Raw genomic sequence first — 15,152 nt, forward strand, 5'->3', positions numbered from 1 at the left:
CTTCCGAATATAGGAAAGAGGAGTATCAAAATTGAATAAGTTCTACAACATTCGCGATTTGCAAGGATCCCGCCAGGCCAACTACCTGCGTCTGGATCGCCTTGCCGACGCCGTTCGGCCCTGGTTTGCCGACACGGCAGATGCTAAGACCATGCAGGCTATTGCACTGTTGACTGACGATTCTAAGCGCGAAGCGGCATTGTCTTACTTGGGATTGCAGCTTTCTAAAGCCGCCTAAATATCCCTTCGACCTGTTTGCCAGTCCAGGCAGCAGTGTCCAATGTAACCCACGTGGAGCTGCCAACATAGACCAATGAGGCGTCGATGTTGGCAGCTTCTATACCTTCGGATTTCGCCCAGGCTAACCTATACAGTTCCAGCTGCACTTTAGCCGACTCCAAATCCTGGCCTACCGGAACGCGCCCGGTCTTCCAATCCATAATGTGCACGCGCCCAGTTTCTTTGGCACGCATTACGGCGTCTATACGCGCTATTATGCGCACCCCGGCAGCAATTATGTCGCGCTCGGCTTCAACTTCGAGAACCTGATATTTCTCCAACAAGCGCATGTCTAGCCAGTTTTGCTGCCACTTTTTCAGTCTCCGCGCTGCAGCCGGCTCCAGAGTTTCCGCCTGTTGTTCGTCTCTGCCGGTTAGGTGTCTCTCGACCCAGGAATGGAACACGGTACCCAAATATGCAGAATCCGACGGCTCTGCTGGCACCGGCCTGCGCAATTGCATGGCCAACTCAGGCCCCAGATGCTGCACGGTGGTTGCAGCCATATGCCTAGGAAGGACAACCTGCGGGTGAGGTTTCTCCTTGGCCTCCGCCACTAGGAGCTTAGCCCAATGCAGATCTTCTTTAGATAAACGCTCTGCCGGATTATCCTGCGCTAGCTTAACTACCTGAGAGGCGACTTCTTGCAGCGCCAAATTCTGCTCGCTGGGTTCACCTGGCCAGCTCACTTCAACGTCTGGGGACGGAGCTGCCTCTACTAGCTGGGCAAGCTCAGCTTTATCTGGAAACGGTACTTCCACCCCCGGCAGAGGCCCAACCAAACCGGCTCTTACGGACTCGTCAAAAAACACCGAAGGCGCGGCAGGCCTGGAATTTCCCCCGCGTAGTGCCGCCCCTGTGAGCAACAAATTTTGCTTTGCCCTGGTGAACGCTACGTAGGCGAGCCTGCGATCTTCGATCAAATCGGCAATGCCGTTGGCCTCTCGCAAGGCCGCAATAGCTTGGTCTACATCCTTGTGGGTGGGGGCAGGGCCGATCTGCAAATCCGGCAAAGTGAGCGCATCTGCCCGCATCGAAGCGGGCAGCTCAGATTCGTCGGTGAGCCACCGAGAAGACGTACGCGTTCCTCCCTTTCGGGGGGCAGTAGAGGGCAACACCCCCTCGCTGAGAGCAACTACCGCTACCGAATCCCATTCGAGCCCCTTCGCGGCGTGAATAGTTAGAATTTGCACCACCCCAACTTGGGTGGGCACCTCCGGCATAGAAATACCGCGTTCCTCGGTGGCAGCGGCCTCGAGCCAGGCCAAAAAATCTTGTAGATCGCCCCCGCGAGAGGCGAAGTCGGACCCTACCGCTAAAAATTGCTCCAACGCTAGGGAGGCCGTGGATTCGTTCCCCGCCAAGGCGGAATCCAAATCTAAATCCAATATCTGGATTGCCTTGCGCAGCAATACGGTCAGTGGCCCTGACAGCAAAGCACGGATTTCAGCCAGTTCGCGCCCTAGCTTTGCAACACGTTTTTTCCCCAACGCCGACAGCTGCTGCGGAATCCGCCCTAAACGTACGGCCTCGACGGCCTCAGCTAAGAAGGCATCCACGTGGCCTTCGCCGCCCTCGCTGGCAATGTCACGCGCCTGGTGCCACAGTGCGCTTATGTCGGTAGCCCCTAACTTGGCCTTATTGAGCAGGCGCATCAGGCAATCGCCCCGCCCAGCATCAAAAGCTACCGTGAGTGCCGCAATCAAATCTGCCACCGCAGGTGATTCAATAAGCCCTCCAGCTCCCACTATGGCAGCCGGAACCTGTGCGCCTGCGAGGGCTTCGTAAATAGGTGCCATGGAGGCGCGGTTGCGGCAAAGCACGGCAGCTGTGCCCGAACGGTTCCAGTGATTCGCAAACCAGTTTGCGACCGCCTGCGCCTCCTGGACATCGGTGGCAAAATAGGCCCCCAGAACGGCCCCGGGTTGCGCCGACGGAGCCAAGGTCAATTTGGGAAGGTTTACCGGCGAATACGGGTTTTGAGGTAAGTGCGTGTTGGGCCTAGCTAGTTGATCGACCTGGACATTTGCCACTTCCAACACAGCAGCAGAGTTTCGCCAGGCGGTGGTTAGTGGCTTGATATCTGCATCCTCGTTGGGTGCAAAACGTTCGGTGAACGAATCCAAAGCCAGGCGTGAGGCTCCTCGCCATTCGTAAATTGCCTGGTTGGGATCGCCTACAGCAGTGACGGGGTGATCGGCAAAAAGGGCAGACAAAAAATCGATCTGGTTGGCCGACGTGTCCTGAAATTCATCCAAAAAAACTTTCTGGTATTGCAGCCGCAACGTGTCGCGTACATCCGGGCAGCGGGAAATAATCTGGCGCGCGCCCCCAATTTGGTCGGCAAAATCAATCAGTGAGTTGGCCTGTTTGAAATCCATGTAGGCCTTCACTAGATCCATGTATTCGGCTCGCACGCGCAGCGACTCGGCTAAGTCTTGGGCGGCCTTGTAGGGAGTTTTTTTTCGCGGTACTGGGGCCGAGTCCAATATGTCGGCAGCGTTCGCCTGTAGCTCCGCCTTCACTTGTTCAACGAACAGGGAATTGTCGGTCAGTTTCCCTGCTAGCGCTAGGACGGCACTAACTACCGAGGACGGACGTTTCTTGGTGCGCAGCGGCTCTTGCCAGTCCATAACGATCTGGTTCATTATTTGCCAACGTTCCGCCTCGGTTATGAGCCGAGCGTCCGGATCTATGCCCACACGCAAACCGTAGTCGCGGCATATCTTACCCGCGAAGGCATTGTAGGTAGTGACTGTGGGCGGGTTCGTCTGTAACGCCCTCAGCTCCTCTTCGAAACCGGCGCTCTTGGCGTTCTGAAGAAACCGCCCCAACAAAGTCACAATCCGCGAGCGCATCTCTTGGGCAGCTTTGCGAGTAAAGGTCAATCCCAAAATGTTGCCCGGCCGCACAGCTTTGTTGGCTGCCAGATAAACAGCTCTGGCTGCAATAGTTGCTGTTTTCCCAGCCCCCGCCCCAGCCACAACTAGTAGAGGAGTCATGGGGTGGCAGATTATGGATTCTTGCTGGGCAGCAGGGGCAAAACTAGTTCCAGACAGGGCGGCAACTTGGGCGGCTGTATAACTCATATTAGGGTGGCTCCTTCAGCAAGGGCGGGGCAAGAAGAACGTACGGGGCACGTGCGACATGTGCTTTGGGTATGCGCCAGAAAAGTGGGCCCGCGCATGCCTTTTGCGCCCTCTCGTACTAGTTCGTGAGCGAACCCTTCGTTTTGACTGCCGATGCCCTCTTGCGCCAAAGCTTTGAAATTGTCAGGCTTGACTCCCAGATACACGAGCTCCGCACTTTCAATGTTGGCACCTTCCTGGCCCTGGTAAGCCACCTGGTAGGCAGCCAGTTGGGGATTTTCTTTGACCTGGTTAGCAGTTTTCGCGTTGCGCCCCGTTTTGAAATCCACTATGGCTATGTTGCCGTCTTCAGTTAATTCGACCCGATCGATGCTTCCCTTTAGGCGCACCTGATCGACTACCAAGTTAAAGGTAGCCTCGCTGGCCAAAACTTTGCGCCCCCCCACGTACCAGCGGGCCAAGTTCCGGACCATATTTAGTGCCCGCTCTTCCTCCTGTCTGCCCCAAAAGGTATTGGGAATTTGCAACTCGTGCAGGCGCTCTTTGAGGGCCTCTTCTAAGGTATGCATGTCTGCCTTGGGATACTGTTTGGCAAGCGCGTGAATCAAGGTACCGATCTGTTGCATTCCTGTAGCAGGGGGATTGCCGCCGTGCTGGGTAAAAAACCACTTCAGGGGGCAATCGAGCGCCGCCTCAAGCGCAGAAGGTGAAACCGTTACCAACTGGCCGGGCAGCACCAGTGGGGTGTCCGTGGAAATCGGGCCACCTGACCAGTTTTGAGGATTCGCGATTTGGATGTGTTGGCCCATTAGGTAGGCCAAGATTGCTACCGAGTCCTTGTCCCCAGCGGCGGCTTTGGCACGTACCCGCCCCACATATCCGCGCATGTCTAAAGCGTAGGGGGCATCTTGGTCCGAGCTCGGGCGTGTGGTAGCGCCTGCAGTTTCCAAAGTGGTGAAGAAGGCAGAGGGCTGGTTGTCACTATCCTGGCTAGAGGTGACCAAAACATACCTGCTGGCCCGGGTGAGGGCGCAAGCAAACATTCGCGCTTCGTCGTGGCGGACGGAGGTAAACGGGTCGGGGTCAGCTACAACGGCCCCCTGCGCCGTAAGGCTTGCCCTTCCCTTGGCGAGGTCGGCGAGCAGGGTAGCCCCTAGGAAGGAATCGCGCACCCTCATATCGGGCCAGACATCTTGACTCACCTGAACTAGTGCGACTACCTCAAAATGCTTACCTGCAGCGGAAGCGGGGGTAAGTACCTGTACCCCGTGTGGACGCTGACCTGCCACAGCCAGGTGGTCTGTGGGTAAGGTTTGAGTGAGGACTTCCTGGATAAAGTCTTCGGGTTCACTATCGAGGTTGCGCTGCGACCACACGTCTGCAAAACGAAACAGTGCAAGCGCCCCGTCCAGGTAGTCGTCGTATTTCGAATCTGAGAGGGCAGCCCGAGCCCACTTGTCGGCAACGTCCATTCCCTGCCACGCTGCCCACAACATCGTGTTGATATTCTGCTGGCCTTTTACCGCCGCAACAGCACGAGCAAGTCGCACTAGCGGCTGGCAGTGTTGGTGTGCCCCGGTATTTTCGAGGGCAGTGGCAAAAGAAGCGGCCTTTAATGGGTCGGCAATCAGGCAAACTAGACCCTTTTCGGGTTCCTCACCCAGGTGTCGGGATAGGGCCACCCACGCTAGCGAATCCATGTCAAGCAGCGGAGAGCGCAACACGGAAAGGCAAATCTCAGCTTGCTCGGCCAGCAGGGCTTCCGGTTCCTCAGCAGGGTGTGCACTAAGGCGCAGTCCAAGAAGTACAATGCGAGTCAGATTTGCCGTTACGGGGTCAAGCCCCAAAGCCAGAGGACGCGAAGTTGCAGCTAGCGGGATGTTCCTCCCCGCCAAATAGGAACGCCATGATTGGGCCAAAGCTTCGGAGCGGCAGATGACTGCCATGTGCTGCCAGTTCACCCCGTTTAATAGATGCTCTGTGCGCAAGAGGTTTGCCACCTGCAGCGCCTCCTGCCCTGGCGAGGATGTGACCGCCAGGTCGATTCCGCTGTGCAGCTTGCCGGTGTAGGCAGACCGTTCGCTGGCGCGCCCTAACGTACCGGCGGTGCCGATCGATTCTATGAACTTGCCACCCACCCCATTTACCGGCGCCTCCCTAAAGAATTGCTCAGTCAGCTGATATTTACGAAGCTCCAGTTTTTCACTTAACAGGTGGGGAAGACGGTAGTCGCCGCCGCGGTAAGATTCCACCGCAGAGTCGGGATTGGCGAAAAGCGCTATCGTTGCCCCCCGTTTTGCCAAAGCACTGAGCAACGCCCCACTGGCGTGAGTGAAATCTTGACAGTCGTCGGCAATCACCAGCTCGTAAGGGCTACCTTCAGCCGCAACCAGCTGCGCCGCCCGCTGCTGGGCACGAGCCGAATCTACTAAACCCAACTCCCCTAGCCGCGCCTCGTAGCGTTCGAGCAGTTCCGCCAACGTGGGCCACAAGGGGTTTGCCCGCCACTTACGAATTTGGGTAGCTGAGATATTGAATTCGCCTGCGCGCGCCAAAAAGTTGCGCACTTCCGTGTGGAAAGCATCCAAAACTACCGATTCGGCAGGCACTATCTTGGGCCAAGCAGTGCTGGCTACAAGTTCGGCCACGAGTGCCTGTTCGTCAGACCCAGTCAGCAGGGTTGGGCCGCCGTCTGCAGATAGCAGTGAAAAAGCCAAAGACGCTGGCGTCCGCACAGGACGCACCCCCTGCGCAGAGATGGCTGTGGCACCGTCTAGGAGCTGATCTGCACGCGCTCTAGTTGGGGTAAGGAATACCGCCTTGCCGGCGCCCTGAAAATCTGCCAACGCCTGCAAAGCAGTGCGCGATTTGCCAGTTCCAGCTGCCCCGAACACCGCCAGAGAATTGCCCGCGTCTATAGCCGTAAGCACCTGGCTTTGAGCGGGGCTGGGCTGGTAATTGTCAATATGCCGGGAGGGCAAGACAAGCTGGGGCATTTGTTCCATACCGATTACCATATAGCTCGCCTCTGTCATCTGATGGCGAACTTGCAACCTTGCGGATTTTCCTGAGGAATTAACCCGCTATTGTGTACTACGAAGCTGATAAGGAGAGCCATGAAGATAAAAATTGGGTTGCGCCAGAACTCACAAGAGTTGGTTGTAGAAACTGAAAAGGATGCCCAGGCACTGGCACAGCAGGTTTCGGCTGCCGCAAAAGAGCTGCAAACCTTAGTGTTTGAATCCGAAAAACACGGCACCGTGCTAGTGCCCGCTAATGGGATCGCCTACCTTCAGGTGGTAACCGACGAACCTCGCAAAGTGGGGTTCGGCCTCTAAGCTTTCAACCCCGCCTTGGCCATGCGCTGGCCATGGCGGGCCAACAGCGGATGCAGACCCGCAGCACTAGCTATATCCAGGTCCAATTGTTCGTCGTAGATCTTGGCGACCTGTCGAGCAACACCCAGGGCTTCCCCTACTACCCTGCGCCCCCATAGCGAGAGCCTAGATTCCAATTGCGGGTCAGCTTGGGCGGCCTGGCGCACTATCGCCGCAGCCCACTCGCCGTGCCCACCGTCGTAGTTTTCAGCCCCTATTTCCCGGAGCAGTTCCGGGGCGTGCAGGCGCGATATCTCGACGGAAAGATCCGAAAGTACCCCAATCAGAATGAATGACTTCACCAGTCGCTCCCACCAATCCCCCGGACGCAGCCTGGCTTCCAAATCGTCCACTATGGAAATGGTTGGCTCCATGAGCTGAGCCATCTGAGAATCGTCTATTCCCGAAATAGATTCAATCTTGCGGAACATACCGTACGCTCCGGCGCTCATTGCTGCCAAGGCGACTTTTTGCTTCATGTTCGGGGCAAGCGTCATGTCTTTACCCAGTCTTCCTTGCCTGGACAGCGCGAGCGAACCAACTAGAGAAACGATGCGAGGATCAGAGGTAGTCATGAATCCCACTTTATCGCGACTGCCCTTAAAGTATGCGCTGGAAGTCCTAGCGGCTACACTAAAAGGAGCCGCCGCCTGGACAGTAAGTTTTGCGGAAGGTTTCCGCCTCTCGTCACGATCGGCTGGAAGGCGTCGAGGCACCCGCCTCCGCCGCAAAGAAAGGCTAATATGACTGACTCTGCTGCAGTAGTAAAACTCGAGGATGCGATCGCGCCTACCGAGGATGTTCAAGCTGACATTACCGACGAGGGCGAAGCTCTCGAACTGCACAAAAAAACTTTCGCCGATTTTGGCGTTTCTGCCCCCATCTGTGAGGCTCTGGCAGGGGAAGGAATCACCCATCCCTTCCCTATTCAGGCACTGACTCTTCCCGTCGCGCTCAAAGGTAACGACATCATTGGGCAGGCAAAGACGGGTACTGGCAAGACTTTAGGCTTTGGTATCCCGGCCTTAGAGACAATCAAGGGACCGGGCGAGGACGGCTACGACGCCCTGCTGAACCCCGGCAAACCACAGGCTCTAATTATTCTCCCCACGCGCGAATTGGCCAAGCAGGTTGCGCGCGACTTGAAGGTGGCCGCTAGCAAGCGCAGCGTGCGCATTACTCAGATTTATGGCGGGGTGGCTTTTGACCCTCAACTCAAGGCCCTTGAAAAGGGAACAGACCTGGTGGTGGGCACTCCCGGGCGCCTGATCGACCTTATGAAACACGGCAAGTTGACCTTATCTGGGGTAAAGGTAGTGGTTTTGGACGAGGCTGACGAGATGCTCGACCTAGGCTTCCTACCTGACGTGGAAACCCTCCTGGCGCGCACCCCGAGCGGGCGGCACACCATGCTGTTCAGTGCTACTATGCCCGGGGAAGTGATCGCCCTAGCGCGCCGGTACATGTCCCATCCCACCCATATAAGGGCACAGGACCCGGCAGACCAACACGCCACGGTGAACTCGGTAAAACAGGTGATTTACCGCTGCCACTCGATGAATAAGCTCGAGGTGGTGGCGCGCATTCTGCAGGCCAAAGGGCGCGGGCTGTGCATTATCTTCACCCGTACCAAGCGCACGGCGGCACGTCTGGCAGACGATTTGGCTGAGCGCGGTTTTGCCTCCGCTGCCTTGCATGGTGATCTTGGTCAGGGCGCACGCGAACAGGCAATGAGGGCGTTCCGCAACGGCAAGGTGGACGTGTTAGTTGCAACAGATGTGGCTGCCCGCGGTATCGACGTCGACGACGTGACCCACGTGATCAACTATCAGTGCCCGGAGGACGAAAAGATTTATTTGCATCGCATCGGCCGCACTGGCAGGGCGGGGGCGTCAGGTACCGCCATTACCTTTGTGGATTGGGATGACGTTCCCAGGTGGAAGCTGATTTCTAAGGCCCTCAACTTAGGGGTAGACGAGCCTTTGGAGACCTATCACACTTCCCCGCACCTTTATACAGATCTAGATATTGCTCCCGAAGCCACCGGGCGTCTGCCGCGTTCGCAGCGCACCCGCGCCGGGCTCAAAGCAGAAAAGGTCGAGGATCTAGGTGAAACCGGGCCCCGCAGCCGCCGCTCGGGGCGCCGCCGCAGGTCGCGCACATCCGTTTCTTCTAGCTCACAGGCTGGCTCCGGTAAGTCTGGCGGGCGCAGGCGGCGTCGGCGCAACCGTTCTAGGTCCAGGCGCCAAGGTAGCTAACGGCTAGGGGCGCACCAGCTGCAGGGCTGCCTGCGCCTCTATTTTTTCAAGTACCCGCTCACTGGTCAGATTTTCTCCTAGCAGATTTGGTTTTCCGGTGCCGTGATAATCGGAAGAGCCTGTTACTTCCAGGCCGTAGTGCGCAGCCATGGTTAGCACTGCCTGACGCATTTCTGCACTGTGGTCTCGGTGGTTAGCTTCCAGCCCAAAGAGGCCGGCGTCCACCATCTTCGCTAGCACTGTGGTGGGTACCAGGCGCTGGCGCGAAGTGGCACGCGGGTGCGCCCACACCGGTACTCCCCCGGCTGCGCGCACCGCCGCCGTAGCTTCAACCGGATCCGGTGCCCAATGGCGAACGTAGTACTTGTGGGAGGGGTGCAATACCTTCTGAAACACTTCGCTACGATTTGCAAACGCCCCGTTTGCTACCAGGGCGTCAGCTATGTGAGGGCGCCCCACCACGGTGGCTGAGGGGCTGAAGCGGCATACTTCATCCCAGGTAATTGGGTAGTCTACGGCAAGCTTTTCCACCATTTTCTTCGCCCTCACTAGGCGAGAGGCGCGACATTTTTCAAAAAATCCCTGCAGCACCTGATTCGAGGGGTCGAACAGGTAAGCAAGCAGGTGAACAGTTCTGCCCTGAGCAGCGCAGCTTATTTCAGTTCCCCGCAGTAGCGCCACCCCCGTTAGGGATACCGCCGCTGCCGCTTCGGCCCAACCCGCTTGAGTATCGTGGTCTGTAAGACCCAATACGGACAGGTTAGCCTCTGCCGCTTTTTGCATTAGTTCACTTGGTGTGTCTGTGCCGTCTGAACACGCAGAATGGGTGTGTGGATCGATCTTCATAGTTTCAGACTATCCTTCGCCAAAACTATCGCGCGTGGCACAATGAAGTTATGACCGAAACAGAGCATGTAGAAAAAGAAGAACCGCAAGAATTGTCTGATCGTGTCAACAACCGGTCCAGGCGTGCAGATTCACAGGCCTTCCGCGCCTTCATTGGAACTAACTGGGCGCCGCGCTCTAGCGAGCTGCCCGCTAGGGGTGGGGCGGCCGATTACTTGCCTGCCAGGCACACCAAGATCGGCAAGTATTTTCCGGGCGAACGCCTGGTAATCCCGGCTGGCCAATACAAGGTTCGCAACAACGACTGCGACTATCGCTTCCGCGCTCATTCGGCATTTGCCCACCTAACCGGTTTGGGCGGGGAACGCGAACCAGACGCGGTATTCGTGCTGGAACCGCTCACTGACAAAGACGGCAACCTACTACCTGGCAGAAAAATTCCCGCCGGCTATCCCAAGGATGCCACTCACGTGGGGATCTTGTATTTCAAGCCCAGGGCACCCCGCACCTCCGAGGAGTTCTATGCCGATTCGCGCTATGGCGAGTTCTGGGTTGGGGCCCGTCCTTCTTTAGAGGACATGGAGGCTCTAACTGGTTTGCAGTGCGCCCACATCGATTCTTTCCCCGACGCATTGGCAAAGGATGCTGGGCAGATCTCACTGCGAGTTATTGCCGGCCAGGACGCCAACGTCGACGCCCAGGTCGCTGCGGTCCGGCAGAGTGCTTCCCTCCCGCAGGGTGACGAGGCCAAACAGGCCGACGAGGCACTCGAAGAGGCGGCCTCCACCATCCGCCTCCAGAAGGATCCCTACGAACTCGACGAATTGCGCCACTCTATAGCAATGACCAAGCGTGGTTTCGAGCAGATAATCAAGTCGCTGCCGCGCGCTAGCGAACACTGGCGTGGGGAGCGTGTTATCGAGGGCGCTTTTGGGGCTGTGGCACGTGAGGAGGGCAACGGGCTCGGCTATGACACTATTGCCGCTGCTGGCAACCACGCCAACACCTTGCACTGGATTGACAATGACGGCAAGGTAAACCCAGGCGAATTGGTGCTTGTGGACGCAGGTATAGAAGCTGATTCGCTCTACACCGCAGACATTACGCGTACTCTACCGGTTTCGGGCAAGTTCACCGACGCGCAAGCCAAGGTGTACAACGCCGTGTTAGATGCCTGTGAAGCTGCCCTGGCGAAGGCCAACGAGCCCGGCGCTCGCTTCCGCGACGTACACGACGCAGCTATGGAGGTGCTAGCCAATCACCTCGACGAGTGGGGCATGCTACCTGTTTCCGTCGCCGAGGCGATGTCCGAGGACGGCCAGCAGCACCGCCGCTGGATGCCGCACGGCACCAGTCACCACCTAGGCCTAGACGTGCACGATTGCGCACAGGCTAAGAAAGAGCTTTACTTGGATGCCGAGTTGGAACCGGGCATGGTGTTCACTATAGAACCCGGTCTCTACTTCAACCAGGACGATTTGGCTGTTCCCGAAGAGTTGCGCGGAATCGGAGTGCGTATCGAGGACGACGTGGTTATCACCGAAGAGGGCAAGGCCGTCCGACTGAGCGAGGACATTCCCCGCACTGTCGAGGACGTAGAGACATGGATCAGTCAGGTACAGGGCAAATGATATAGCTTCTAGCTTTAAATGGTTGTGGCCCAGGCGAGCCTGGGCCACAACCATTTAAAGCTGTCAGTGCTTTACCACAGCCTCCACGTAGTCAGTGCGTCCAGCCAGCAGGGAGCCACCTGGGACGGCCTCGATCAACTCACGCGTGTAATCTGTGGCCGGGTGGTCGAAAATGTCGTCTGCGCGGCCGTGTTCTACCACTTTGCCGGATTCCATCACAACTATGTCGTCGGCATTTTCACGAACTACCGCCAAGTCATGGGTGATAAACAGGTAGGTCAAATTCATCTGTGCCTGCAGGTCGTTGAGCAGGTGCAAGATTTGGTCTTGCACAAGCACGTCCAGCGCAGACACTGCCTCGTCTAACACCACAACTTCCGGTTGCAGAGCCAGTGCCCTGGCGATTGCCACGCGCTGGCGTTGCCCTCCGGAGAGCTCGTTGGGGTACCTACGCATCGCGGATTTGGGCAGCGCAACTAGATCCAGCAGACGCGCCACCCGCGCTTCCCTCTCTTTGCGGTTGCCCATGCTGTGCGTGATTAGCGGTTCTTCTATGCAGCGGTACACCGAGTACATGGGATCTAGCGAACCGTAGGGGTTCTGGAACACCACCGCGAGTTTGCGGCGCATTTCGAAGAGCTCTTTGCGTCCCAGGGTAGAAAGGTCGGTGCCCTTGTAGTACACCTTGCCTTCAGTAGGGTCGATCAGATTCAAGATAATGTTGGCTACCGTCGACTTGCCGGACCCAGATTCGCCCACCACCGCCAAGGTGGTGCCTCGGCGGACGCCAAAGCTGACGTTGTCTACAGCTTTGAGGGTCTTGTTGGCTCCCTTCGCCCCCCGCACGTCAAAGATCTTGGTTAGATTTTCGACCCGGATTACCTCTTCGTCGGCACTTGCCCCAGCATGGGCTCCCAGCAGTTCTTCTTCAGAATCGTGCCCAGCGGCGTGCGCACTCTGAATGCGGTGCGAGGCCAGCGAAGGAGCAGCCTTTACCAGGCGGCGAGTATAGGGATGCTTCGGGTCGGAAAGGATCTCCCGGCTCGGACCTGATTCGACTACCCTACCTCGATGCATTACCACCAGGTGGCTGGCGCGTTCGGCCGCCAGTCCCAGATCGTGGGTGATGAATAGTACCGCAGTGCCAAAATCGTGGGTTAGCTTTTCCAAGTGATCCAAAATTCTGGCTTGCACCGTCACGTCCAGGGCGGACGTCGGTTCGTCTGCAATCAGCAGTTTTGGTTCGGAAGCCAAACCTATGCCAATCAGGGCGCGTTGACGCATGCCCCCAGAGAATTCATGGGGGTACTGGCCGGCTCGCCTTGCAGCATCCGAAAGGCCTGCCTGTTCGAGGATTTCGACTGTGCGCGCCTTTATGTCCTTGCCAGGGACTGTTTTGTTGGCGTGCAATCCTTCGGCCACCTGGGTGCCTATGCGCCACACCGGGTTGAGGTTGGACATGGGGTCTTGGGGAACCATACCAATTTCTGAACCGCGCAGTTTCACCAGTTCTTTCTCGGAAAGATTGGTGATGTCCCGCCCATCGAACTCGATGGTCCCGCCCGTGATCTTGCCGCTTCCGGGCAGCAGCCCGATGATTGAAGCAGCAGTGGTGGATTTGCCGGAGCCAGATTCGCCCACGATCGCAACGGACTGGCCAGGGTATATGGTCAGGTTGGCTTTGCGCACTGCCGGTACCATGCCTGTCGAGGATTGGAAGGCAACCTCCAGGTTGCTGACGCGCAGCAGGGGCTGGCCTTCGCCGCCGGTGGTGGGCGTGAATTGGACTTTAGAGCTGCTCATTACTTCCTCGCCTTCGGGTCAAGGGCATCGCGTACTACGTCGCCCATCATTATGAAGGACAAAACAGTTACTGCCAGGGCAATTGATGGGTAGAACAAGATCATCGGGTCAGAACGCAGGGACATTTGTGCTTTAGCTATGTCGCCACCCCAGGAAACTACCGAGGTGGGAAGTCCGACTCCCAAAAATGACAGGGTTGCCTCACTGACGATAAAGGTGCCTAGCGCTACGGTTGCGTAGACGATAACGGGCGCGGCGGAGTTGGGCAAAATATGCTGGGTGAGAATCTTCCACCCGGGTACTCCGAGCGAACGCGCGGCGGTTACGAATTCTTCGTTTTTGACCGTCATGACCGACCCGCGCGTGATGCGAGCGATCTGCGGCCACCCGAATGCGGCCAGGATCATTACTACCATCCACACCGTGCGGTGTTCCTTGAACAGCTGCATGATAACGATGGCAGCCAGGATGAAGGGGATGGCGAAGAAGATGTCGGTGACGCGCGAGAGGATTGTGTCTAGCCAACCCCCAAAATAGCCTGCGAGAGCCCCAAAAGCCACCCCAATGAGCGAGACTACGATGGTGGTTAGCACACCTACCAGCACAGAGGTGCGGGCCCCGTGAATTACGCGTGAGTAGACGTCGCAGCCCTGCCTGTCAAAGCCGAAGGGGTGGCCGGAGGAGGCCCCCGCCGAGGACTTCGACAGTTCACAGAAGTTTGGATCCACAGACGAGAACAGGCCGGGGAAGGCCGCAACGATCACTACTGCTGCAATGATCACTGCGGATATCCAGAAGAGGGGACGTTTGCGCAGGTAGCGCCACGCTTCGCCCCACATCGACGAGGGCGCGCTCTCGTCTGCGACCGCGTCTACGGCACCGAGCCCGGTTTCGTCGATCTCGCTTACGAAGTGTTCCTGCAAAGGGTAAGTATTAGACATAGCGAATCCTGGGATCTAGGGCTGCGTACAGAAGGTCAACGAGTAGGTTGGCCACGATGTAGACCAGTACGAGCACGGTGGTAAATGAGACAACTGTCGAGGGCTCGCCCTTGATGATCGCCTGGTAGAGTGTGCCGCCAACACCGTTAATTGCGAAGATGCCTTCGGTAACGATTGCGCCGCCCATCAGGGATCCGAGGTCGGCACCTAAGAAGGTCACCACGGGAATTAGCGAATTGCGCAGGATGTGCCTGCGCATAACAGTGCCCTTGTCCAGGCCTTTGGCGCGAGCAGTGCGCACGTAGTCAGCACTCAGGTGTTCACTCACTGACTGGCGAGTTAGGCGCAGCACATAGGCGAAAGACACGGCCCCTAGCACGATCGCCGGAAGCAGCAGTGAAGTAAAGGATACGTTGGAACCTACGGTAATGGGTAAAAGGCCATACTTGACACCAAAGATGAACTGCAAAACGAACCCAATTACGAAGGTGGGTACCGAGATGACGATCAGCGACAGCACCAGCACGGTGGAGTCGAAGAAACCCCCACGGCGGATTCCGGCGATGACACCGAAGCCAATGCCCAAAACCGCCTCGAATACTAGCGCCATGAGTGCTAGCTGAATAGTTACAGGGAAGGCACCGGCCATCACGTCGAGGACGGGGCGTCCCGAGAAGGTGGTACCGAAGTCTAAGGTGAGGATCCCCTTGAGGTACAGCAGGTACTGCACAATCAGGGGCTTATCTAGATTGTAATCTGCGCGAATTTGCGCAGCGATAGCCGGGTTGAGGCCGCGGTCGCCACCGAGGGCGGCTACCGGATCGCCCGGCATCAAAAAGACCATGGCGTATATGAGTAGCGTGGCGCCAAAGAAAACAGGGATCGCCTGGAGCAGACGCCTAAGTATGTATTTGCCCATTGTGTTCCTCGA

11 protein-coding genes are annotated in these 15,152 nt (G+C 57.4%); 4 read left to right on the forward strand and 7 right to left on the reverse strand.

All coding sequences use genetic code 11. The annotated features are described in order from the left end of the window. Positions 1 to 31: 31 nt before the first annotated feature. Positions 32 to 238, forward strand: coding sequence for a hypothetical protein (locus G437_RS0103695; RefSeq protein WP_024331245.1), 207 nt, complete (start codon positions 32 to 34; stop codon positions 236 to 238). On the opposite strand, the gene G437_RS10515 is transcribed toward G437_RS0103695, so the two are convergent. Together G437_RS10515 and G437_RS0103705 are read right to left on the reverse strand one after the other, a co-directional pair. Further along, complete coding sequence (locus G437_RS10515) at positions 225 to 3,365, reverse strand: ATP-dependent helicase (RefSeq protein ID WP_024331246.1); 3,141 nt, start codon at positions 3,363 to 3,365, stop codon at positions 225 to 227. The genes G437_RS0103695 and G437_RS10515 overlap by 14 nt on opposite strands. Further along, on the reverse strand, positions 3,362 to 6,382 hold the full coding sequence (locus G437_RS0103705) for a PD-(D/E)XK nuclease family protein (RefSeq protein ID WP_024331247.1): 3,021 nt from the start codon (positions 6,380 to 6,382) through the stop codon (positions 3,362 to 3,364). The genes G437_RS10515 and G437_RS0103705 overlap by 4 nt, the downstream gene beginning before the upstream one ends. Before the next feature lie 99 nt (positions 6,383 to 6,481). On the opposite strand from G437_RS0103705, the gene G437_RS0103710 reads away from it, so the two are divergent. Further along, positions 6,482 to 6,703, forward strand: coding sequence for a DUF3107 domain-containing protein (locus G437_RS0103710; protein WP_024331248.1), 222 nt, complete (start codon positions 6,482 to 6,484; stop codon positions 6,701 to 6,703). Here the strand turns inward: G437_RS0103710 and G437_RS10895 are convergent. Next, complete coding sequence (locus G437_RS10895; RefSeq protein ID WP_024331249.1) at positions 6,700 to 7,317, reverse strand: ferritin-like fold-containing protein; 618 nt, start codon at positions 7,315 to 7,317, stop codon at positions 6,700 to 6,702. The two genes, G437_RS0103710 and G437_RS10895, sit on opposite strands and share 4 nt — an antisense overlap. Before the next feature lie 168 nt (positions 7,318 to 7,485). On the opposite strand from G437_RS10895, the gene G437_RS0103720 reads away from it, so the two are divergent. Then, the gene (locus G437_RS0103720; RefSeq protein ID WP_024331250.1) at positions 7,486 to 9,000 is read left to right on the forward strand and encodes a DEAD/DEAH box helicase; all 1,515 of its coding nucleotides are present in this window, start codon (positions 7,486 to 7,488) and stop codon (positions 8,998 to 9,000) included. Positions 9,001 to 9,003: 3 nt separating this feature from the next. Here G437_RS0103720 and G437_RS0103725 read toward each other — a convergent pair whose 3' ends face one another. Then, entirely contained in the window at positions 9,004 to 9,846 is an 843-nt protein-coding gene (locus tag G437_RS0103725; protein ID WP_024331251.1) for a PHP domain-containing protein, read from the reverse strand. Positions 9,847 to 9,896: 50 nt separating this feature from the next. Here G437_RS0103725 and G437_RS0103730 point away from each other — a divergent pair, with 50 nt between their 5' ends. Beyond that, positions 9,897 to 11,477 (forward strand): aminopeptidase P family protein, encoded by a 1,581-nt coding sequence (locus G437_RS0103730; RefSeq protein ID WP_024331252.1) that lies wholly within the window; start codon positions 9,897 to 9,899, stop codon positions 11,475 to 11,477. A gap of 63 nt (positions 11,478 to 11,540) precedes the next feature. Here the strand turns inward: G437_RS0103730 and G437_RS0103735 are convergent, their stop codons facing one another. From G437_RS0103735 to G437_RS0103745, 3 genes are read right to left on the reverse strand one after another with little or no spacing between them, the layout of a single operon-like run. Next, complete coding sequence (locus tag G437_RS0103735; RefSeq protein ID WP_024331253.1) at positions 11,541 to 13,280, reverse strand: dipeptide ABC transporter ATP-binding protein; 1,740 nt, start codon at positions 13,278 to 13,280, stop codon at positions 11,541 to 11,543. Then, complete coding sequence (locus G437_RS0103740; protein WP_024331254.1) at positions 13,280 to 14,221, reverse strand: ABC transporter permease; 942 nt, start codon at positions 14,219 to 14,221, stop codon at positions 13,280 to 13,282. The genes G437_RS0103735 and G437_RS0103740 overlap by 1 nt, the downstream gene beginning before the upstream one ends. Continuing rightward, positions 14,214 to 15,140, reverse strand: a complete 927-nt coding sequence (locus tag G437_RS0103745) for an ABC transporter permease (protein WP_024331255.1) — start codon at positions 15,138 to 15,140, stop codon at positions 14,214 to 14,216. Before G437_RS0103745 ends, G437_RS0103740 begins: the two co-directional genes overlap by 8 nt. Positions 15,141 to 15,152 lie beyond the last annotated feature (12 nt).

The organism is Winkia neuii subsp. neuii DSM 8576 (assembly GCF_000420405.1).
Lineage (GTDB): Bacteria > Actinomycetota > Actinomycetes > Actinomycetales > Actinomycetaceae > Winkia > Winkia neuii.

What these genes read in the sequence shown, in the direction of transcription:
- G437_RS0103745 (WP_024331255.1), bottom strand. Translation starts at nt 15,140, where the DNA reads ATGGGCAAATACATACTTAGGCGTCTGCTCCAGGCGATCCCTGTTTTC.
- G437_RS0103735 (WP_024331253.1), bottom strand. Translation starts at nt 13,280, where the DNA reads ATGAGCAGCTCTAAAGTCCAATTCACGCCCACCACCGGCGGCGAAGGC.
- G437_RS0103725 (WP_024331251.1), bottom strand. Translation starts at nt 9,846, where the DNA reads ATGAAGATCGATCCACACACCCATTCTGCGTGTTCAGACGGCACAGAC.
- G437_RS10515 (WP_024331246.1), bottom strand. Translation starts at nt 3,365, where the DNA reads ATGAGTTATACAGCCGCCCAAGTTGCCGCCCTGTCTGGAACTAGTTTT.
- G437_RS0103740 (WP_024331254.1), bottom strand. Translation starts at nt 14,221, where the DNA reads ATGTCTAATACTTACCCTTTGCAGGAACACTTCGTAAGCGAGATCGAC.
- G437_RS0103720 (WP_024331250.1), top strand. Translation starts at nt 7,486, where the DNA reads ATGACTGACTCTGCTGCAGTAGTAAAACTCGAGGATGCGATCGCGCCT.
- G437_RS0103705 (WP_024331247.1), bottom strand. Translation starts at nt 6,382, where the DNA reads ATGGTAATCGGTATGGAACAAATGCCCCAGCTTGTCTTGCCCTCCCGG.
- G437_RS0103730 (WP_024331252.1), top strand. Translation starts at nt 9,897, where the DNA reads ATGACCGAAACAGAGCATGTAGAAAAAGAAGAACCGCAAGAATTGTCT.
- G437_RS0103710 (WP_024331248.1), top strand. Translation starts at nt 6,482, where the DNA reads ATGAAGATAAAAATTGGGTTGCGCCAGAACTCACAAGAGTTGGTTGTA.
- G437_RS10895 (WP_024331249.1), bottom strand. Translation starts at nt 7,317, where the DNA reads ATGACTACCTCTGATCCTCGCATCGTTTCTCTAGTTGGTTCGCTCGCG.